The sequence below is a fragment of the Companilactobacillus musae genome (assembly GCF_003967595.1).
Classification (GTDB): Bacteria; Bacillota; Bacilli; order Lactobacillales; family Lactobacillaceae; genus Companilactobacillus; species Companilactobacillus musae.
In genome coordinates, this window is the sequence record NZ_BIFW01000001.1 from 190,775 (window position 1) to 212,128 (window position 21,354).

General features: G+C 33.7%; 26 protein-coding genes and 2 riboswitches. Of the genes, 17 read left to right on the forward strand and 9 right to left on the reverse strand.

The window, feature by feature from the left end:
• Nucleotides 1-24 precede the first annotated feature (24 nt).
• Nucleotides 25-1,146, reverse strand: coding sequence for an NAD(P)-dependent alcohol dehydrogenase (locus tag LAB100_RS00940; RefSeq protein WP_119326809.1), 1,122 nt, complete (start codon nt 1,144-1,146; stop codon nt 25-27).
• Between the two features lie 234 nt (nt 1,147-1,380).
• Here LAB100_RS00940 and LAB100_RS00945 point away from each other — a divergent pair, with 234 nt between their 5' ends.
• The 7 genes from LAB100_RS00945 (at nt 1,381) to LAB100_RS00975 (ending at nt 6,323) form a co-directional block, all read left to right on the forward strand.
• A complete protein-coding gene (locus LAB100_RS00945; protein WP_119326808.1) occupies nt 1,381-2,250 on the forward strand; it encodes a CvfB family protein in 870 nt (289 codons plus the stop codon).
• A 12-nt stretch (nt 2,251-2,262) separates the two neighbouring features.
• On the forward strand, nt 2,263-3,183 hold the full coding sequence (gene xerD / locus LAB100_RS00950; RefSeq protein ID WP_174233484.1) for a site-specific tyrosine recombinase XerD: 921 nt from the start codon (nt 2,263-2,265) through the stop codon (nt 3,181-3,183).
• A 10-nt stretch (nt 3,184-3,193) separates the two neighbouring features.
• A complete protein-coding gene (locus LAB100_RS00955; protein WP_119326807.1) occupies nt 3,194-3,580 on the forward strand; it encodes a RibT protein in 387 nt (128 codons plus the stop codon).
• Nucleotides 3,580-4,305, forward strand: coding sequence for a segregation and condensation protein A (locus LAB100_RS00960; protein WP_119326806.1), 726 nt, complete (start codon nt 3,580-3,582; stop codon nt 4,303-4,305). The genes LAB100_RS00955 and LAB100_RS00960 overlap by 1 nt, the downstream gene beginning before the upstream one ends.
• 2 nt (nt 4,306-4,307) lie before the next feature.
• Nucleotides 4,308-4,853 carry an SMC-Scp complex subunit ScpB gene (gene scpB, locus LAB100_RS00965; protein ID WP_246001194.1) on the forward strand — a complete coding sequence of 182 codons (546 nt, stop codon included), beginning with the start codon at nt 4,308-4,310 and terminating at the stop codon, nt 4,851-4,853.
• Complete coding sequence (locus tag LAB100_RS00970; RefSeq protein ID WP_119326805.1) at nt 4,840-5,574, forward strand: pseudouridine synthase; 735 nt, start codon at nt 4,840-4,842, stop codon at nt 5,572-5,574. Before scpB ends, LAB100_RS00970 begins: the two co-directional genes overlap by 14 nt.
• Nucleotides 5,575-5,651: 77 nt before the next feature.
• A riboswitch (FMN riboswitch) is annotated at nt 5,652-5,762 on the forward strand.
• Nucleotides 5,763-5,978: 216 nt separating this feature from the next.
• Nucleotides 5,979-6,323 (forward strand): hypothetical protein, encoded by a 345-nt coding sequence (locus LAB100_RS00975; protein WP_119327536.1) that lies wholly within the window; start codon nt 5,979-5,981, stop codon nt 6,321-6,323.
• 48 nt (nt 6,324-6,371) lie between these two features.
• On the opposite strand, the gene LAB100_RS00980 is transcribed toward LAB100_RS00975, so the two are convergent.
• Entirely contained in the window at nt 6,372-7,487 is a 1,116-nt protein-coding gene (locus tag LAB100_RS00980) for a tyrosine-type recombinase/integrase (RefSeq protein WP_307719003.1), read from the reverse strand.
• Nucleotides 7,488-7,660: 173 nt separating this feature from the next.
• Between LAB100_RS00980 and LAB100_RS00990 the strand changes: the two genes are divergently transcribed.
• Entirely contained in the window at nt 7,661-7,843 is a 183-nt protein-coding gene (locus LAB100_RS00990) for a hypothetical protein (RefSeq protein WP_119327534.1), read from the forward strand.
• Here LAB100_RS00990 and LAB100_RS00995 read toward each other — a convergent pair.
• The 7 genes from LAB100_RS00995 to LAB100_RS01025 all read right to left on the reverse strand — a co-directional run bounded on the left by LAB100_RS00995 (nt 7,838) and on the right by LAB100_RS01025 (nt 12,753).
• A complete protein-coding gene (locus tag LAB100_RS00995) occupies nt 7,838-8,791 on the reverse strand; it encodes a hypothetical protein (protein WP_119327533.1) in 954 nt (317 codons plus the stop codon). The genes LAB100_RS00990 and LAB100_RS00995 overlap by 6 nt on opposite strands.
• A gap of 51 nt (nt 8,792-8,842) precedes the next feature.
• Nucleotides 8,843-9,436: a hypothetical protein gene (locus LAB100_RS01000; RefSeq protein ID WP_119327532.1), complete on the reverse strand. Its 594-nt coding sequence runs from the start codon at nt 9,434-9,436 to the stop codon at nt 8,843-8,845.
• 185 nt (nt 9,437-9,621) lie between these two features.
• The gene (locus LAB100_RS01005) at nt 9,622-10,542 is read right to left on the reverse strand and encodes a type II toxin-antitoxin system PemK/MazF family toxin (RefSeq protein WP_119327531.1); all 921 of its coding nucleotides are present in this window, start codon (nt 10,540-10,542) and stop codon (nt 9,622-9,624) included.
• A gap of 68 nt (nt 10,543-10,610) precedes the next feature.
• A complete protein-coding gene (locus tag LAB100_RS01010) occupies nt 10,611-11,171 on the reverse strand; it encodes a hypothetical protein (RefSeq protein ID WP_119327530.1) in 561 nt (186 codons plus the stop codon).
• Between the two features lie 17 nt (nt 11,172-11,188).
• Nucleotides 11,189-11,965, reverse strand: a complete 777-nt coding sequence (locus tag LAB100_RS01015) for a potassium channel family protein (RefSeq protein ID WP_119327529.1) — start codon at nt 11,963-11,965, stop codon at nt 11,189-11,191.
• 1 nt (nt 11,966) lies between these two features.
• On the reverse strand, nt 11,967-12,383 hold the full coding sequence (locus LAB100_RS01020) for a M78 family metallopeptidase domain-containing protein (RefSeq protein WP_119327528.1): 417 nt from the start codon (nt 12,381-12,383) through the stop codon (nt 11,967-11,969).
• Nucleotides 12,358-12,753 (reverse strand): helix-turn-helix domain-containing protein, encoded by a 396-nt coding sequence (locus LAB100_RS01025; RefSeq protein ID WP_119327527.1) that lies wholly within the window; start codon nt 12,751-12,753, stop codon nt 12,358-12,360. Before LAB100_RS01025 ends, LAB100_RS01020 begins: the two co-directional genes overlap by 26 nt.
• 436 nt (nt 12,754-13,189) lie before the next feature.
• On the opposite strand from LAB100_RS01025, the gene LAB100_RS01030 reads away from it, so the two are divergent.
• From LAB100_RS01030 to nhaC, 9 genes are all read left to right on the forward strand, one after another.
• Nucleotides 13,190-13,381: a hypothetical protein gene (locus LAB100_RS01030; protein ID WP_119327526.1), complete on the forward strand. Its 192-nt coding sequence runs from the start codon at nt 13,190-13,192 to the stop codon at nt 13,379-13,381.
• Nucleotides 13,382-13,638: 257 nt separating this feature from the next.
• Nucleotides 13,639-13,758, forward strand: a riboswitch (FMN riboswitch).
• A 70-nt stretch (nt 13,759-13,828) separates the two neighbouring features.
• Entirely contained in the window at nt 13,829-14,380 is a 552-nt protein-coding gene (locus LAB100_RS01035; protein ID WP_119326371.1) for an ECF transporter S component, read from the forward strand.
• 91 nt (nt 14,381-14,471) lie between these two features.
• Entirely contained in the window at nt 14,472-15,593 is a 1,122-nt protein-coding gene (locus LAB100_RS01040) for a LysM peptidoglycan-binding domain-containing protein (RefSeq protein ID WP_119326370.1), read from the forward strand.
• Between the two features lie 63 nt (nt 15,594-15,656).
• On the forward strand, nt 15,657-16,316 hold the full coding sequence (cmk, locus tag LAB100_RS01045) for a (d)CMP kinase (RefSeq protein ID WP_119326369.1): 660 nt from the start codon (nt 15,657-15,659) through the stop codon (nt 16,314-16,316).
• 11 nt (nt 16,317-16,327) lie between these two features.
• Nucleotides 16,328-17,641 (forward strand): ribosome biogenesis GTPase Der, encoded by a 1,314-nt coding sequence (gene der / locus LAB100_RS01050; RefSeq protein ID WP_119326368.1) that lies wholly within the window; start codon nt 16,328-16,330, stop codon nt 17,639-17,641.
• Nucleotides 17,642-17,827: 186 nt separating this feature from the next.
• Nucleotides 17,828-18,103 carry a non-specific DNA-binding protein Hbs gene (gene hbs / locus LAB100_RS01055; protein WP_010019909.1) on the forward strand — a complete coding sequence of 92 codons (276 nt, stop codon included), beginning with the start codon at nt 17,828-17,830 and terminating at the stop codon, nt 18,101-18,103.
• Nucleotides 18,104-18,167: 64 nt separating this feature from the next.
• Entirely contained in the window at nt 18,168-19,412 is a 1,245-nt protein-coding gene (locus LAB100_RS01060; protein WP_119326367.1) for a tetratricopeptide repeat protein, read from the forward strand.
• 343 nt (nt 19,413-19,755) lie between these two features.
• On the forward strand, nt 19,756-19,878 hold the full coding sequence (locus tag LAB100_RS11735) for a hypothetical protein (RefSeq protein ID WP_281273963.1): 123 nt from the start codon (nt 19,756-19,758) through the stop codon (nt 19,876-19,878).
• A gap of 32 nt (nt 19,879-19,910) precedes the next feature.
• Complete coding sequence (nhaC, locus tag LAB100_RS01065) at nt 19,911-21,332, forward strand: Na+/H+ antiporter NhaC (RefSeq protein ID WP_119326366.1); 1,422 nt, start codon at nt 19,911-19,913, stop codon at nt 21,330-21,332.
• The last annotated feature ends 22 nt before the right edge of the window (nt 21,333-21,354 follow it).

Sequence of the window (21,354 nt, forward strand, 5' to 3'; positions counted from 1 at the left end):
TTTTTTAATAGGTTTAAATTTCACCTAGACTTCAGGCTTATAGTCTTTATCAATAATCAAGACAGGTTTAATAGTTTCACCGCTTACTGAGTCGGCGTCAGCTTCGTTAATTTGGTCGAAGTCATAAAACTTTTCAGTTAAATCGAATGGGAAGACACCCATCTTATAGAATTCAATTAGACGTGGAATATCAACTTGAGGAATTGAATCACCCATATTAACACCGACAATCTTCTTATCATCAACACAGAGATCATTCCAAGTACTGATTTCAATATTATGTGGTGTTACAGCGATTGTAGCAGTAGTACCACCTTGAGTTAGAGCAGCAATTGAATCGGTCATAACTTTAGTTACACCTGTTGTATCGACAGCCCAATCAACACCAAGTCCACCAGTGATCTTCTTAATAGCTTCAACGGCATTTTCTTTCTTACTATTAACAACATCGGTTGCACCCATTTTTTTGGCTAATTCCAAACGTGAGTCAACGATATCAACGGCAATTACTTTGACACAGCCAGAAATCTTTCCGGCCATCATAGCGGCAAGTCCAACGGCACCTGTACCAAAGACAGCAATTGTATCCCCTGGTTTTGGTTGAAGTGTATTGAAGACTGTTCCACTTCCGGTAACGTATCCGCAACCAAGGGGTCCTAATTTTCTCAAATCAAGATCTTTAGGAACTTTTACAGCATTTCTTTTATCAATTACGGTATGAGTTGTAAATGATGATTGATTGAACATATCGCTGACATGGTGACCATCTTCGGTAAAGTGATCTGAACCGTCGGGACGTGTTCCTGATAAATTTGAAGCAGCATATTTACGACATTGAGTAGGTTTACCTTTTAGACAATTGTCACATTCACCACATGAATAAAATGACATTATGATATGATCGCCAGATTTAAAGTTTGTGACATTTTTACCAACTTTTTCAACGATACCAGATCCTTCATGACCAAGGACAACTGGAAAACTAAAAGCAGCATCACCCTTACGTAGTGCCTCATCTGAGTGGCAAATACCAGATGCAACGACTTTGACTTGAAGACCATCGTCAGTCATATCAGCTAATTCAACGTCATCTTTAATAACAAATGGATCGTTTACCTTATCAACTACAGCAGCTTTAATTTTCATAACAAAATCCTTCTCTCAATAATATATTTGGAAACGCTTACTACATTGAAAATTATTTCACTATTAATTAATAAATACAATCTTGATTTTTAAAAAGAAAATGTTACTAGTTGAAAAAATAATGTAATTTTTCAAAATTAATACTAAAAATGATTTTATGTAACGTTGAAATACGTTAAAATAGTAAAGCTTAGATAATTATGACTAAATAAACATAAAAGAGTATGGTGAAAAATGGAAATAACAGAAATGTACGGTCATGTACTTACAGGTACAGTGACAGATCTTAATAAAGAAGAAGCGTTTGTTCAAATTGAGGGTTATACGTTTGCCTTAGATTTAAGTGAATTAACAGAAGTCCCTGAGTTAGGGGATGAAGTCGCTGGTTTTGTTTATGAAAATCAAGAACATAAGAACAAAATGACGACAGTTCTACCATTTGTAACAGAAGGTGTTTGGGATTTTGCTGAAGTTACTGAAGTTAGAACCGATTTAGGTGTCTTCATTAACGTTGGGTTGGAAGACAAGGATATCGTTGTTTCTTTGGATGATTTACCTTTGGAACATAATGAATGGCCTAAGAAGGGCGATAACGTGATGGTCAAGTTGGAAATTGATCATAAAGGTCGTCTTTGGGGCAAATTAGCTGATATTGAACTTTACACGCAAATTGCACGTAGTCCTGAATCCAATCTGAAAGAATTGATGAATAATGACGAAGAAGGAACTGTGATTGCTATTAGAGAATCTGGTGCTTTTGTAATGACTGATAGTTATTATATGGGCTTTATTCATGTCAATGAACAAGGACAACCTTTACACATTGGACAGCACATTAAAGCTCGAGTAATTGGATCAAGTCACCGTCGTTTAAATCTATCAATGAAGCCACGTGCTTACGAAGAAATCACTCCTGATGCTCAGATGATTGTAGCAGTATTGGAACATTCTCGTGATAAAAAAATGCCTTACACGGATAAAAGTGATCCAGATGATATCAAAGAGTACTTTGGTATCAGTAAGGGTAGTTTCAAACGTGCATTAGGTAATTTGATGAAGCAACGTAAAATTGAACAAAAAGATGGCTACACTTATCTCAAATAGAGGTGACGATTTATGAGTGATAAATTATCGATTAAGAATCAGAAGATGATCGATACGGTTGCTGATTATGCCCGTTACTTGAGATTAGATAGAGGTTTGTCCAAAAATACGATAGTTTCATATCAACAGGATCTATTAGAATTCAGCAGTTTTTTAGAACAAAAGAAGTTGGATTTTTACCCAGAAGATCATTTTGTTGTAACACAGTTTTTTGCTAGTCAAGATAAGCAAAAAAAGTCTAAGACATCACAAATGAGAATGTTCTCATCGTTACGTAAGTTTTATCAATGGCTGGAATTGGTGGATAAGATTCAATCTAATCCCATGAATGAATTGGATGCACCTAAAAAAGGAACTCATTTACCAGTAGTATTATCAATGGAAGAAGTAAATTCATTAATTGAGTCACCTGATGTTTCAACTCCATTAGGGGTACGTGACAGAACTATTTTTGAAGTGATGTATGCAACTGGATTACGAGTCAGTGAATTGGTAAATTTGAATATGGACGATTTACACTTGGACCTAGGATTGATTAAGACCTTGGGAAAAGGTGATAAAGAGCGATTATTGCCAATCGGTGATACGGCTATTACTTGGCTAAAGAAATATTTTCTTGAAACTAGAAAACAATTAGTTGAAAAATACGGCTCTCAAAAAGAAGTCTTTTTGAACTTTCGTGGCAAAAAGCTTACTCGTCAGTCCATATGGCGCATGATCAAAAAATATATTGCACAAGTTGGTATAGAAAAGGATGTAACACCACATACTTTGCGTCATTCTTTTGCTACTAATTTATTAGAAAATGGTGCTGATTTAAGAGTTGTTCAGGAGTTGTTGGGTCATTCTGATATTTCAACTACACAAATATATACGCATGTTAATAAAACGCATATGAAACAAGTTTATAATGAATCATTTCCAAGAGCTTAGGAGGAATTAGATGCTCAATAAATATAGCGATGAGAATAAGAAGATTGCAATGGGATTTTTGTCTTACATCAGTGACCTAAAGGATCTTGATAATTTAGAACAAGAGTTGAATCTTTATTCTGAGGACGAAAATAGGCAACTTTATCTTTGGAAGAGTAACTTGGAAGATTATTCTGGCATTGTAGCGTTGTCCTTTTCTAAGAAAACTGTTTTTGTTGAGTATATTTCACTAAATCCTTCTTATCGTTCACAGAGTAATATTTTTAAAATTTTTGATGATATTCAACAAAAATTTCCTGATCAAGTTATGTTGGGCAATTTTAATTTGGGTGACCAAATCAAACAATGGCGTCACAACAAAGAGAAACTTCAAAAAGATATGAAAGAAACGAACTAATGGAAAAATTAAATTTAGTTTTAACCGACTTTGAGGGACCAATCGATTTGCTACTGCATTTGATCAAGGAATCAAAGGTAGATATTTATGATATTCCCATTGCTCAAATTACACAGCAATATTTGGACTATTTGAATAGTATGAAAGTTTTGCAGTTAGATATTGCTGGTGATTATTTAGTTATGGCTTCAACTTTGATGTCGATTAAGAGTAAAATGCTTTTACCACAAGCACCTGATGAGATAGCTGATGAATTAGATGTTGATGATCCTCGTGATCAATTGGTTTCACAATTGTTGACATACCAAACTTATAAACGTGTTGCAGCTTATTTTGAAGAAAAAGAACAAGTTCGTAAGCAACAGTTTGATAAAGAAGTTAGCATTCCTAATCAGCAGCTAGATCAATTTTTGGAACCGGGTTCGGTGGTCTTGGATGATTTGGCAGCAACCTATGCAGAGTTGTTGCGTGAAAAAAAGAATCATCAACCTGAGACCGAAACAATTGAGAATGAAAAATTGTCGATTGAGGATGCAACTGATAATATTTTGACGGAACTACATACAATTAAAAGGACAACTTTTAAGGCGTTACTTAGACTGAATAATAATATCGAAGAAATCGTGACTGATTTTATGGCTATTTTGGAATTAGCTCGTAAACAAATCGTTTCGGTTCAACAAAGTGATTTTCAAAGTGAATTATTTATCGAATTGAGGAATTAAATGTGTATCAAGCAAAAATAATGGCCTTGTTATTTGTGGCCGGCGATCAAGGAATCAAAGAAAAAGATTTAGCAGAACTATTAGGTATTGATACGGCAGCTTTAAGACAGAACATTGAAGAATTAAAAGTAAGTTTAATGACAGATGGTAATTCTGGTATTGAATTAGTTGAATATAATTCTTTGTACAAGCTAGTTACAAAAAATGAGTTTAATGAACTTTTGACAAAATATTTTAAATCCGGTCTAGGCACTAAGTTAAGTCAAGCTGCTTTGGAAGTGTTGTCGATCATTGCCTACCAACAACCAATTACACGAATTGAAATTGATGAAATTCGTGGTGTTCAAAGTTCAGGTAGTTTGAATACTTTATTGATGCGAAAGTTAATTAAAGAAAATGGTAAGAAGAACGTTCCTGGTCATCCTCATCTATATGTAGTTACTGATGAGTTCTTTGATTACTTCGGAATTAAAAGTTTAGAAGATTTACCCAAAATAGAAAATTTTGAAGATAATTCAAACATAGGAGATATAAATGGAGAAAGTTAGATTACAAAAGTATATGGCTGAGGCTGGTGTAGCTTCACGTCGTAAGTCAGAAGAACTGATTGCTAAAGGGCATGTTCGAGTTAATGGCAAAATCGTAACTGAAATGGGAATCAAAGTTGATAATCGCGATAAAATCGAAGTTGATGGAATGCCACTAGAAGAGGAAAAGAAACGTTATATTTTGATGTATAAACCTCGTGGGGTTATCTCTGCTGTAAAAGACGATAAGGATCGTAAGGTTGTTACCGACTTGCTGGAAGAAGATGTTCAAGAGCGTGTTTATCCCGTCGGACGTCTTGATTACGATACTTCAGGTCTATTACTATTAACGAATGATGGTGAATTTGCCAATCATTTGATGCACCCAAGATATCACGTTGAGAAGACTTATGTAGCTAAAATTGAAGGTATTTTAGCCACTGAAGAGATTAAAAAACTTGAAGGTGGTATCAAGTTGAAGGGCTTCACCACAGCCAGAGCCAAAGTTAAAGTTATGTCAAAAGATAAGAAAAAGAATTCATCTATTGTTAGAATTACAATTCATGAAGGACATAATCATCAAGTTAAGAATATGTTTGATGCGGTCGGTCATAAAGTTGAAAAACTATCTCGTGAAAGTTATGGTTTCTTGACTCTTGAAGGATTAGTTTCTGGTAAATACCGTGATTTGACACGTCAAGAAGTTGCTGAATTGAAGAAAGAAAATATCGTCAATAACTAAATGGTATTGTTCCCATAACAACTCTTCAGTTGCCATATATCAAGGTGTCTGTTATATTAAAATCATAAAATTAAATAATTGGTTTTCAGGGCAGGGTGAGATTCCCGACCGGCGGTAAAGTCCGCGACCCAACTTAGTTGGTCGAATTGGTGCGATTCCAATACCGAGATTCTTGACCTAAAATATGCTTTATAGCTAAATATAAATCAAAGAGACCAAACACTGTTAAATCGGTGTTTGGTCTCTTTTTTTTGCTTGTCATGGGTTTGTATATAGATGCGTTAAATTGGCACATTTTTCAGCACATTATTGGGTTGGCACATTTTTGGCACATCGAAACGTAGCACAGTTATCTAAGGAACTATATAATAAACGTATTAAGAATAACCAAGGGAGGAACAAATTTGGTAAAAAGATTATCACCGAGAGAATCTCTTAAATCGATTGATGCGGTAAAACAATTAATAGCTTCAATTGGCTCAAAGGGAAAACAAAGTATTACAGTGTATAAGAATGGTGCCAGTATATTTTCTGGAATATACGATGTAGCAGTGGATAAATATTTTACTTCTGACTGTTCGGTTTATATTATGTGGGAAGATGGTCCATATAAAAGACCGGATTATAAAAATTTGGACAAGTTACATGGTATCTATAGTACTGGATATCAAAAAATGTCTTTTGATGATGAAAACCATATTTTTGAAATAATTGATTCATCCGGAGGCACAATAAATATTCAAATCTAATACTTAAGAACACCATTTAAAATGGTGTTCTTTTATTTTATGAATTTTTTAATTGAAGATTGAAACAGCTTCTTTGGCATCTTGTTCTTTTCTATCCTTGAGAAGATGAACATATATTTGAGAAGTGATCAATGTACTAGAATGTCCAAGGCGAGCAGAAACATATTCAAGGCTGATGTCTCTTGAAATCAATATAGAGGCATGTGTGTGACGTAATGCATGGAAGGTAAGATGATTGCCGTTTTTTATGTTTAACTTCGTCTGAACGTTTCCTAGAGCCTTATTAGCTGCCGCATCACCTGGTATTTGATGGCGTCCATTCATAAAAACATAATTTATATCATTTGAATATTTTTGTTTCAAAAAAACTTTTGCCTGTTCAATTTTTAAATGTTTCAACATTTTCATGGTAATTTGATCTACGTCGAGTATTCTGACAGACGAAGCTGTCTTGGTTGGTTTGAAACCAGTCCTTTTTTTATAATCGTAGGTTTTATTAACGTCGATTGTATTCTTATCAAAATCAATATCGTTCCATGTGAGTCCAGCAATCTCTGCATATCTTAATCCTGTTGCTAGAGCTAAAGCAATTTCATAACGTGTTATAGAATAAACGGACGCCTTGGATAGACAGTAACTGCGAATTTTATTTGCTTCATCCAACTCGAAAAATTTTATTTCCTTAGACTTTTTCTCACCGGATATAATCGCATCACGAGTAAAGTCAATAGAGATGATTTGTTCTTCAAGAGCATCTTTGAGGGAAGAACGGATTGCTCCATTCAGAGCTGAAACAGTAGTTTTAACATGATTTTGTGCATATTCATCTAGCATCTTTTGGTAGTCAATCTTAGTGATCTTTTTAAGCTTGGTATTTCCAAAGTGTTTGAGAATGAATTTTTCCATGGCAGAGTATTTATTTTTTGTAACGTTAGTAAATCTGCCAGCTTTATATACAGTTACCCATTTTTTGAAGTAATTATAAAAGGTGATTAGTTCACCTTCTTTGGAAATGCCTATTTTGGATCGTTTAATTTCAACGGCTCTTGCTGCATTCTGAGCATCACTTTTCTTTTTGAAGGGACTATCATTTATAGAATGCTTTTTTCCGAATGAATCTCGATAAAAGACACGATAGGCCCATTCACCGTTTTTTCTTCTTATAAATTTGTGCCATGTTTACATTTTCCTTTCTTTGGTTAAATTAGATTTACAGTTTTAGATTGATTTGTTAACTTGTGGGGGCACATATGTTCTTTTGCGCTTAAAAATAAAAAGCCAATTAAGGCTTGAAATACTTTAATGAGATTATTATCTTTAAGTATGAGGTGAAAATTGTGAAAAAAGTTGAATTATCGTCACCAGAAATCGACTTACTTAGTTCAATTCTTGATGAATATATTTATGAACATGATTTATTTGATTTATCAGTATCTGAAAATGGTAGTTACATATCGGATGAATATCCAATTGATGCGGAACGCGCCAATCTAATTAGTAATATTTATGATAAACTATAAACTTTGCAGGTATATCCCATTATATGTGTCGACAACTCCTTGAAGTAAAATATCACAAATTCCCTTGTTAGAATAGCCGCTGTTAAAATGATCAACCGAGTTTCTTAACAGAAACATTGCCTCTAGTTGACGTTTTTGACGGTCATCAAATCTGGGCAAGCATTTTTTTAGTCCATTGAAATAATCTACTCTTGTAGGATCTTTTCCTAAATAGCTGATTGGAGGTCTACCGTCATTTTTTTGAGAATCAAACTTTTTATCAAAATTATTGATGGTTAGGTATAAGAGATGCTCTATTATACTGCCAATACCGGTTGAACAAACAAACCATAAACCCAATTCATATGCTTTGATGCAATCTTCTAATTCAGAAGTGAATTGTTCATCATCAATAGTATTAGTGATGTTTTCAAAATGGTATTTGTCTGTAAAATATTTTGATTTGAAAATCTTTAATGGAGTTTGGGAAAATAAATTTTTATTTAATTTATCCGTAGATAATTTGTATTCGGTGTCTGCAAAGTGTTTTGCAAGTCTAGAAATGTCTTTATTTTCGATCTCAAAATTGGCAATTGTAGTCATCATCAACGATCCTTGTATAAAAGTTGGATTCTTTATTAAATGATTTTGAATCAGATATTTTAATTTATTCTCAGCAGAAAATGTATTATCATACTCAAAAACGCTAGTTTGATTAAATAAATCTATGTATGTCAATTCATCGTTGTTGGTTTTACTTAGTTCGGCAAAGAAAACAATTGTCTGTAGACTAAAAGTATAGCTGTCTGAGGAAGTGTGAGTTAGAATAACATTGAAATTCAATTTTTTACTTTTCCATGAAAAAATATTTTGCTCTTCCGAAGGATCAATATATTTAACTCTGTTTTCATACTGTTCTTTGAGTGTCCTTAAGAATGTTTCCTTTTCATCCTCAATGGATAAATTCATTGTATTTCTCCTTTTAGTCATGCCACGGCATGGCTTTTTATATATCTAAAATTATTGTCCAGAATAATCAGGACCAATGTAGTTACCATTTTCGTCAGAGTAACCTTTTTCGATACCTGTCTGTAACTGTTGTTCACCAAATGTTTTCATATTATCCGGGGTACTTTCCAATGCTTGAATGGTAGACATTCCATGCTGTGTCTTATATAGGACAGGTGAGACACCGTACTTATTAAGAAATCCAGTCAAAGTATTCTCATCATAAGAAATGCCACTTGCTTGTTGTTGTGTATTTTGACCATTTTGAGCCTGTTGTTGCTGATTCTGCTGAGTATTAGTATTTGCACCTGAAGCTTGTTGAGATTGATTAGAGGTCTGGTTTTGGGCTTGTTGGTCGGTATTATTTTGTTGAGTGTTATTCTGATCATTTTCTTGCTGATTAGTTTCATCAGTGCTTTTTTGATCAGATTTCTTAGAAGATTTCTTCTTAGTAGAAGGAGTCTTCTTTTTTGATACTTTCTTTTTAGCAACTGCAGTTGTCTTATCTTTCTTGTCAGTAGATGAACTAGCTGACTTGTTGGTCGAACACGCCGTCAACGAAAGGGTAGTAGCAATTAATAATGCAGATGTAATAATACGTTTCATTTTGATATCCCCCATATCATAATTAGTATTAAAGTTTTAAAAATAAAAAAACACCGACAATCTAATAAAAGACTGACGGTGTTTTGGGACATATGTCCGCGTAAATAATAATAAATGGAGCCGAGCTCCCAGTACCTTTATTATACATTACCATTTAATCTCGTCAATGCTTTTAATAGAATCATCTACCTGGAGATGAATAGTGTCATCAATTCATTACTAATATCTTTCATTTGCTGACTATTTAGTCGTATTTTTCCTGAAGGATCAAATCGATTTATTCGTTTTATTCTAAACTTGCTTATTGTGGTTATGTCCGTCAATCTTGCATAAGAATCTTTATTATATTCTGAATAGATATCTATGATTTTCTTCATATCATTTAGATCTTGATGTGCTTGCTTAGTCCTTTTTTGAACAATATCAAAATTCGAATTAATTAATGAAATTTTTTCAAGAATGAGATTATCCGTAATTTTAAAGTCCTCTTTGTCAGACATGAATTGGTTTATTTTCAAAGATAAATCCGAAAATTCTTCAAGTGTTATAGTGTCATCCTTAATTTTCAGTATATTTATTTCACTTTCGTACTGTGGACAAGATTGTGAGAAAACATCCAGAAGTTCATTTAATAATGAAACTCTTAAAGGAACACTTTTATTCAGTTCTGATATGTTCCTATCTATATCTTTTTTATTTTCTATAATTCTGTTGCGCATAATTGTTAGCGTTTGATTGAATATTTCCTTACCAAGTGGAAAACGTCCCGATTTTTGTTTTGAAGTTAGGGGAATAACTGTCAAGGTTCGACTATTTGAATTGTCGTGTTTGTCAAGAACTATTGCAAAATGTGGGAATGAAAATTCACTTCCCATATTTACACCAAAATCCACTCTTATGATTGTTCCTCTTTTATAATGATAATATTTATTCGGAAAATGTTTTTTTGTTTCTTCTTCATATCTATATGAAACATTATTTAACCAGTTTGGTAACATTTCAAATTTTTTATAATCAGAGTTTGAAACCTCTTTAAATCTTTTATTAGATAAGTCCAGCTTATGATTATTGCTTTTTGTTATTTCATCGCCTGATAATTCGACCATTTTATTCCTCCTTTATGCTATGGATTTTTATATACCCAAAATTTGTTTCTTCTTGGAATCAAATATGATTATTCCCAATTCATAAGAATTTGCGTATTGTTATTTTCACCATTATCGTTATTAGGACCATCTTTTTTAACTTGATCTAAATTGAACCCTCTTGAACGTTGTTGAAATAATGGGTCAACATAATAGCTTGTTGCTGATTTAAGCAGAGTATTGGGATACTTCTTTAATTTTTTATTACTGATTTTTAAAGAATTTATCTTATCCATTTTATATGTTGCCATGAACTGGTGATCTTCAGTCATTTGAGCAAATCCAATACCTGGAACGGAATAATTTTTAGTTGCTTTTATGATTTTGTATTCATTCTTCATAAAAGTTAAATACTGTTTTTCATTATTGAATTTGTAACCCTTAATACCAATGATCTTGTAGCCATTAGGCATTGTCTCCAGCTTTGTAACATGCTTTGAACCAAGGATCTTTTTATTCATGGCTAAATATGTATCGTCATTGCCATTAGATTTAAAATTAGAAACAGCATTTGCCGAAACTATAGTTGTTCCAGAACTAATCAACGTTATCCCTAAAACTATAGATAAAAGAACCTGTTTAATCTTCATAATAAATCTCCCATAATTTATTTATTTATATTATCAATTTTTGATTCTAGTTTTTTGATATCCTCATGCAGTTCCTTGTTTTCTCTAGTGAGATCAGCCAGTTTCGATAATATTTCATCGCTATTATCGTTATCAGCAGTGTGATTTTGAATAAAGTAGGAACTGATAGAACTTGTTAACGTCCCTATAAAACCAACACCTACAAACATTAGAATAACGGATGCAATTCTACCAATTAAAGTATGAGGGGATATATCACCATATCCAACGGTAGTTGCTGTTACTATTGCCCACCAAAGTGCGTTGCTCAATGAGATACCTTCAGACAGTGAGTAGAGAATTGCCGAAATTAATAGTGCTAAAATGCTGATCACTATTAGATAAATCAATCCATTTATTTTTAAAAATCTCAGTATGTTTTTTCTGAATTTTCCAGACACTCCAATAAATCTAATAAACATGAATATCCTAGATAACTTCAAAACTCTAAAGATTCTAAACATTCTAAAAACACGAAATGTAGAGAATATTGAATTAAATGGAATTATAGCTAGTAAATCAACGATATTGTGTGTGAAAAATTGCCATTTATTTTTTGAATAAAAAAATCTACCAAAGTAATCAACAGTAAAGATTAGCAGGGTAGCATCATCAATATAAACGAATGGCGGTTTATCTATATTGATTCCATGCACAAAGCCTAAAAATAGGGTGACTAGCGATAAAGTACCTGCAAGAATAATTATGAAATAATATCCTGATTTAACCTTTTGATTAGACAATAATTTTTCCATGCTAATCTCCTATATTAGGAAGTCCATAGTTCCATCTTAGATCAGAGTAAGTATCAGGTAAGTGATCATGTTCTTCAACGTAAAGTTTGGTAACCACCGCCATTGCAAACTCATCAGCGCTATTTTCAGACCTATCCTTAAATCTCATGTTGGAAGAGTAGTAGGCTGTTAACCCCTCTATTACGTGGCATAATTCATGGGCTAATACGAAATAATTTTGGTTGTTGTATCTGATTATGTTAGACATCATGATTATAGGCTTATCGTTGTAATATAGTGTTTCAGCAAGTGGCTTATCAGCTACTTCTTTCCAATATATCTGAATATTTAATTTATCAGCCCAAGTAAATGGAGCAAATGTGCTATATCTTTTACCAATGGCAAAAACTAACTTATTTAGTTCTCTTGTTACTGTCATCGGTATCGCTTCTTTCTTTCTTGCGTTGGTCCCAAAAGATTTGAGTTAAAGCAATTTCTAATTTAGCTTTTTGTTCTTCAGTTAATTCATCACCGTCGTAGAAGGCACCCACTAGATTTCTGTCCAAGAAGAATTTCAGATCTACGGTGTCTTTTTGTTTTGCCCATTGTGGTGTCTCGTTTCTTCCATATAAGTAATCAAGTGTGACATCAAATATATCTGCCAATTTTACGGTGGTTGCCATAGGTGGCTCTCTAGTTCCACGTTCCCAAGTACCAATGGTCTTTTCAGAAACCCCAATCTTGTCAGAAAGGCTTGCCTGCGTATAACTATTAGAAATTCTTAGTGCTCTTAATCGTTGACCGAACATATTGTCACCTCCTAAAAATATGATACTACGTATTGTAGCATTGAAATAACCCACAAAAAGTAGCTATTTATATTAGTACACTACATAACGTAGTCTGATATAATAACTGTAATAAGGAAAGAGGAGGTAAAAGAAATTGAGCAAAATAAAAAAGCCAAAAAAGATTAGCTTAACCTTCGAAATCAATCTAATCATTTTGACTTTAGAAATTACCATAGAATGGTAATACCAGACCAAGGAGAGAAACCTCCCTCTTTGGTGCACCTAAAATATACTATATTTGCTCAATTAAATCCAATATGACAAAAACATTATTAAAAACAAAACATGTAAATATAAAGGCAACAAAAACGAAGCCTACTTTAAAAGTTGCTATAATTTGGTTAATAATTATATCTTTTATCGTGTGGTTAATAATTAAATAAGGAGAAAAGAAATGGTAGAAAAATTAACAGAGGCTCGTATTAAGGCAAATAAAAAATGGGATGAAAAAAACAAGGAACGTACTAGTTATTTAAGATCTCGTTCCAGTGCCAAAAGTTTTATTAAAAATAAAGCAACTAAAGAAGATATTGATATGCTCAAAGATGTCATGAAGGACCGATTAAATGACTTAAAGGGTGTTTAGCATATATAATTAAGTAGAAACAGAGACGCTGAAATGAAGTAGTTGTAATTAATTGATATTAAAATTGGCACATTTTTGGCACATTTTCAGATGAAAATATTAGTTTTGAGTATGATGTTGTCGGTTACTATTAGGTATATTTTGCTGTAAAAACAAGGTATATTTATCATCAATAACTAAATGGTATTGTTCCCATAACAACTCTTCAGTTGCCATATATCAAGGTGTCTGTTATATTAAAATCATAAAATTAAATAATTGGTTTTCAGGGCAGGGTGAGATTCCCGACCGGCGGTAAAGTCCGCGACCCAACTTAGTTGGTCGAATTGGTGCGATTCCAATACCGATAGTTAAAGTCTAGATGGAAGAAAACAGAGTAAGGTCTGTTTTGGTGTGCCCAAAATAGGCCTTTTTTCTTTGGAAATCAATTGAGAGAGGTTGATTCTAATGGGGAAAAGTACGTATAAGGTTCAAGAAGTAGTAGGTGTTTCAATTTTTGCGGCGTTAGGAGCCATTCTAATGTTCTTTGAATTTCCAGTTTTAATATGGTTACCTTTCTTAAAGGTAGACTTGAGTGATGTAGTTACATTAATTGGAACTTTTGCTTTTGGTCCAGTAGGTGGAATCATGATTGCTTTAATTAAATCAATGGTTCATTTGTTAGTTACTGGTACCGGTCTGGCAGGTTTAATTGGTGATGGGGCAGCTTTTGTCGGATCAGTGGCCTTGTTGATACCATTCAATCATTTCTGGAAGAAAGATAAAAAAATTACTGCTGTAATAATGGGAACTATTTCTTTGACTGTTATTATGTCGATTTTAAATTATTTAGTTGTAATGCCACTGTACATGAACGTAATTGGCATGCAACTAAATATGAGTTTAGCTAAATATGTGGCAACAGGGGTAATTCCTTTTAATATCGTCAAGGCGCTGATCATTTCAGCAGCATTTATTATCATTTATCCTCGAATTAAGAGCCGTTTTGCGATTAAATAGGCCTTCTAATGAAATTTTATAAATCTTTAAAGAAAAATTTTAAACTTTTATGATATGCTTTAAGAGATAGAAATTAGGAGGTTGGTTTTTAATGGCCGATAATGATAAAAACAATATGTCTGGCGATTCACGTGTTCCTAAATCCACTCAAGGACTAGAGGGATCTGTCAGTCTTGAGGATTTGAAGAAATATCATCTAATTGATGCGGGTGATGTCAACACACCAACAAATGATGAAACTCTTGATACTCAAACTTCTAATAATGATGAATCTCAAACTGAAACGAGTGTTGATTCTAATGAAAATGTTGATCAACCTGTTCCAGATGAGCCTCAACCTGAGGAAAATGACGATCATTTAAGCGAAGCAAAACAAGACGACGAGTCTGATAATATTAAAGACACTAATTTTGTGCCAGTTCCACCGGTAGATTCAAAGCCACAGGCACAGCCTGAGTCAATGGATTCAACAAGTGATGATTCTACTAATGAAGAGAAGTCAGAACCTCAATCTGAGGATGATGTTAAACCATGGGAAAAGAGCTTTGATTCAGATACTGACGATGATGGTCATGTTTCTCGGACAGTTACTAAAGAAAAGCAACGTGGAAATCATACTTTAGTTGTTACCTTAGTTATTGCCTTGATTGTTATTATGTTTACACCAGTTGTAATCAATGCTGTTAAAGGTAGTGGTAGTTCTGATTTAGATAGTGAACAAACTCAAAAGTCTGTCGAAAATAAAGATAAGACTGCCCGTAAAAAGGCTGCCAAGAAAGCTGCCGCTAAAAAGGCCGCTGCAGAGAAAAAAGAAGCTGCTGCTAAGGCAAAAGCTAAAGCAAAAAAAGAGGCTGCAAGCAAGAAGAGTTCCAGTTCAACTACTAAGTCAAACAGTAACAGTGATAACGATACTGTTAATAATGATAATAGTAGTAATACAACTAATGACAATACTGCTTCTAACAATACTCAAAATAATCAGGCAACAACTGATAATACACAACAAACAAATCAACAAGCTTCATCTGATACAACTAATAACAACTCAACAACTGCTTCAACTGATAGTAATAGTGGTTCATACTATACGGTTAAAGCCGGTGATAACTGGTTTAGAATTGCTTACAATAACAATCTAACGACTGCTCAATTAAAGAGTTTGAACGGTAACGTTGGAACATTAACACCAGGTACATCTTTAAGAGTTAAATAATTTTTGATTGTAGGGTCTCTGACAATTTTGTCTGGGCCCTTTTATTAAGGAGAGAAATAATTAATGCAAATTGCTATAGATGGCCCAGCATCAGCTGGTAAAAGTACCATTGCTAAATTGATTGCTAAGAATTTAAATTTTGTTTATTGTGATACTGGTGCAATGTATCGAACAGTAACATTGCTTGCAAAAAAGAATAATGTAGGTTATGGTGATACTCTCAATATTTTGAAATTAATGTCAGAACATAAGATTCATTTTCTCAATCAAGCAGATGGTCAGCATGTACTGTTAGATGATGAAGATGTTTCTGACGCAATCAGAACAGAAGAGATCACAAATAATGTCTCACAAGTTTCTGCAATCAAAGAAGTAAGAACTGAATTGGTTAAAATACAACGTGAGATGGCTAATGATATTAATATTGTAATGGATGGTCGTGACATTGGGACAACTGTTTTGCCTAATGCTGAAGTGAAGATCTTTTTAATTGCTAGTGTTGAAGTACGTGCTCAAAGACGCTACAAGGAAAATATCGAGCGTGGGATCAATACTCCTTTGAAAGAATTGCAAGATGAAATTGCCGCTAGAGATTATAAAGATTCTCATCGTAAGATTTCACCATTACGAAAAGCCGACGATGCAATTGAGGTTGATACCTCGAATATGACCATTGAAGAAGTAGTTAAAAAAGTAACTGAAATAGTTAACGAACATAAGTAGGGAGGCAAAATATGTCTGTTCCAGTAGTTGCGTTAGTAGGACGCCCCAATGTTGGGAAATCTACAATATTTAATCGAATTATTAATGAAAGACTTTCGATTGTTGAAGATACACCAGGTGTTACTAGAGATCGTATTTATTCACGTGCCAGTTGGTTAGGTCGCGAGTTCCGCTTGATCGATACTGGTGGTATTGAGATGAGCGGTGAAAAGATGTCCGTTCAAATTAAGAATCAAGCTGAAATTGCGATTGATGAGGCCGATGTAATCGTCTTTATCGTTAATGGTCAAAATAGTGTTACTAAAGAAGATGAAGATGTTGCAAAGATTCTTTATCGAACTAAGAAACCAGTTATTTTAGCAGTAAATAAAGCTGATAACCCAGAACAACGTGAAAATATCTATGATTTCTATTCTCTAGGTTTCGGTGATCCTAATCCTATCTCTGGTGCCCAAGGTACTGGTTTGGGTGATCTTTTGGATGAAGTTGTCAAGGCTTTCCCAACTGATGAAAAAGATGAAGACGATGATACTATTAAGTTTAGTTTTATCGGTCGTCCCAATGTTGGTAAATCATCGTTGGTTAATGCTATTTTAGGTGATAATCGAGTTATTGTATCAGATATGCAGGGAACAACTCGGGATGCTATTGATACTAAGTATCATGATCAAAAGCTTGATAAAGACTTTACAATGATTGATACAGCTGGTATTAGAAAACGTGGTAAAGTTTACGAAAATACTGAAAAATATTCAGTTTTGCGTGCTTTGAGCGCGATTGATAAATCAGATGTTGTCTGCGTAGTCTTGAATGCCGAAGAAGGTATCCGTGAACAAGATAAACGTGTTGCTGGCTATGCTCATAATGCTGGTAAGGGTGTTATCATCGTTGTTAATAAATGGGATACTTTGAAAAAAGATACTAATACCATGAAGGACTTTGAAAACCAAATAAGGGATGAATTCCAATATTTGTCATATGCGCCAATTCTCTTTACTTCCGCTATTAAGGGTCAACGTTTAGATCAGATTCCCGAATTAGTTGAAAGAGTTTACGCAAACCGCGATCGTAGAATTCAATCTTCTGTTCTTAATGATTTGTTGTTGCGTGCCACTTCAATTGCACCAACGCCATTGGTTAATGGTAAACGTCTAAGAATCTATTACATGACTCAAGTTGCTATTCAACCACCAACATTTGTTGTTTTTGTAAATGAAACTGAGTTACTTCATTTCTCATATGAACGTTTCTTGAAGAATCAATTACGAGAAACTTTTGATTTTGAAGGAACTCCAATTAAGATTTTACCAAGGAAGCGAAAGTAAGCTAATAGGTCGGTATTTGACCCGTTTTTATAAAAATAATTATATTTAGTAAGAATTATGTTAAAAAATGGCCTAAATGCTTGCCACATCGGCATTGCTATGGTAATTTTGTACATAGAATAATGAACGCATTAATAAAAGTTCATGTGTTCTAAATTTTTTACAATTATCCGGAGGTATTCACATATGGCAAATAAAGCTGAACTTATTGATAGTGTAGCAAGTAAGACAGGTTTGACAAAGAAGGATGCAACTTCTGCTGTTGATGCTGTTTTCGAAACAATCCAAGAAAACTTATCAGAAGGCAACAAAGTTCAATTGATTGGCTTTGGTAACTTCGAAGTTCGTCAACGTGCTGCTCGTAAGGGTCGTAACCCACAAACTGGCGAAGAAATTAAGATTCCTGCAAGCAAGGTTCCTGCATTTAAACCAGGTAAGGCTTTGAAGGATTCAGTTAAATAGTTAGAAATACAACGGGCGGTCGGATGACCGTCTTTTTTTACGCAAAAATATGGAGGTATTAAATTTGAGTAAAGCAGATGAAGTTATAGATACAATTGATGATGGTGATTTTTCAAAAGTCGATCGTTTGATTCAGGCTTCAATATCGGAAGATGACGATCAAACTCAATTTTCATTGGCAGAAACATTACTTAGTCGTGGTCTCTCAGTTCAAGCTAAGACGGTTTATGACCATCTCTTGACCATTTACCCTACTGAGGGTCAAATCCTTTCGAGACTGGCTGAAATTGCTGTTTCTGATGGTAATAGTGATCAGGCATTAGATTATATCTCTCAAATCACTCCGGATTCGCCAGCCTATGCTGAGAACCTTTTGGTTTCAGCTGATATTTATCAGTCTCAGGGACTTTATGAAGTTAGTGAACAAAAACTTTTGACGGGAATTCGTGAATTTCCTGATGAGGAAGTTTTTAAGTTTGCCTTGGCAGAAGTTTATTTCGATGAAAATAAGTTCAGTAAGGCTTTAACTTACTACGACATGCTTTTGGATATGGATATTAAAAATTATTCTGGAATTTCAATTGTGTTGAGAAAAGCAAGTTCCTTAGCTGGTGATGGTCAGTATGAAGATGCCATTAGTGAATATGAAAAGTTGAATGCATTGGAATTGAATGAAGATGCACAGTTCCAATTGGGATTCCTATATAATCAGGTAAAAAATTATAATAAATCAATTACTATTTTAGAAAACTTATTGGACAGTAATCGTGATTATCCCACGGCTTATCCAATTCTTGCCGAAGATTATTTGAATATTAAAAAGAACTCGGATGCATTTAAGTATGCTCAATTAGGTTTGAATTTAAATGAATTAGATGATCGTTTATATCAAATCGCTTTTGATGCGGGAACGGCCGAAGATCCAGATGCAGCTGTTAAGATTTTGGAAAAAGGAATCAAGAAAGTAGAGAATCCATTACCATTAATTATTAAATTAAGTGACTATTATATTACTAAGGGTCAATTTAAGGCTAATATGGACTTGCTAAAAGATCGTGATGTCAGCAATAATCCAAAGCTTACTTGGAATTTGGCTAAGTCTGAATTTGAAAATGATGATGTTCAATCAGCTCAAGAAAATATCTTATTAGTATTAGATGATTTTAAAGACAATTTGGACTATCTTTCAGATTTAATCGAAATTTTGCGTAGTACAGGTAATAATGAAGTGTTAAAACCCGCACTACGATTATATTTGAAGCAAGATCCAGACAATGAATCTATGCAAAACTTATTAGATCAAATCTAATAAAATAATTAGAAATATTAAAATTTATTGGATTATTTTTAATTTAACTCTTGCAAAATGAAAAATTACTGCTAGTATTACATACATAAATTGATTTTGGTTTTAAGACAAGTAGGAAAATATCTGGGTGTTCAGAGAATTGGCGGTTGGTGTGAGCCATGCAGGATATTTTTACAAAATACAAAACTAAGATCTCGTGTCCCACGTTTCGGGAATAAAGAGCAAGTGGACTAGTCTATCCATTTGAATTTTGGGTGGTACCGCGCAAATAGCGTCCCTGCATATTAAATTGCAGGGGCGCTTTTTTTATCTCGAAAATTGGAATACAAAGGAGGAAGCAGCAATGAAATTTTTGGAAAAACTTAGAATGCAAGCAACTTTCAGTCAAATATTAGATGAAAAAGAAGTTAGAGAAGTAAAAAGAAACTATCTTTATAGACCCTATTGGCTCCAACAAACAATCTGAAAAACAAAAAAGAAATAATTAGGGTGAGAGATATGAAAAAAACAAGTAAATTAACGTTTTTAGAGAGTTTAATTATTATGTTAGTAATGTTCGGACTATTGGGTACAATGATGATAGCTTTGAAAATGACTCCACAAATACCAATTTTGTTGGCCTTTACTTTACTGATGTTTTATGGAAGATTCAGAGGTTTCACGTGGAATGAATTACAAGATGGGATTTCTGAAGGAATTAAGCCAGGTATTATTCCTATGATCATTTTTATTATGATTGGGGTATTGGTATCAGCCTGGTCAATGTCAGGTGTTATTCCAACTATCATGGTTTATGGATTAGAATTATTAAACGTTCGTTTTTTCCTCTTTACCGTTTTTGTTAGTTGCTGTTTAGTTGGTATTATTGTGGGTAGTTCTTTTACTACAATCAGTACTTTAGGAATTGTTTTCATGGGTATCGGCCAAGTTATGGGTATCAATGTTGCGTTAACGGCGGGTTCAATTGTTTCTGGAGCTTTGTTCGGTAATAATATGTCACCATTATCAGGAACAACTAATCTCTCAACTGGTATTGCTGGTGTTAATAATGTTTTTGATCATATCAAGACAATTTCTCATACGGCATTGCCATCAGCCATTATTACTGCCATTATTTTTCTGATTGCAGGTCATACAAGTGCCAATCCAGATATGAGTTCCGTACATCATATTATCAATGCTTTGAATAGCAATTTCTTTATTTCACCTTGGATGTTGATTCCCATTGCTGTTTTGATCTTTTGCGCAATTATTCAAATTCCAGCTATTCCAACTTTGTTATCGGGTTCAATTACTGCCATTATTATGCATATTTTTATTGATCATCCCAGTATCAAAACTATCAGTGATCAAATCATGAATGGCTTCCAATTGAATTCTCCAGATAAAAAAATCAATGCCATTGTCAGTGGCGGTGGTATTACAAGTATGTTAAGCAGTATTTCTTTAATCTTAGTGGCGTTGACCTTGGGTGGGGTTTTGTTAAAAATGGGTGTCGTTGATAACCTAATTGGAAAGTTAGCCAGTCAAGTTAATACACCAGGAAAATTGATCTTAACTTCAATGATCAGTGCAATTGGCGTTAACTTCTTAGTTGGTGAACAATATATTTCTATTATTTTACCAGGTACTACTTTTAGAGATAATTTCAAGGAACAAGGCATTCAACCAGAATACCTATCAAGAGTTTTAGCTAGTGGTGGTGCTGATATTAATGCTTTAGTACCTTGGGGTGTTACCGGAATTTTCATTTCTGGTGTTCTAGGCGTTAGCCCAGTAGTATTCATCTCTTGTGCCTTCTACGTTTGGATGAACCCATTATTGACTGTGATTTTTGCTTTTGTTTTTGGTAAAAACTACAATCCTAAAAAGGTTTCCGCACCAAAGGTATCGCAAAAGATAGCTCAGGAATTAAATTAAAAAAGATTCAATTGACTAGATA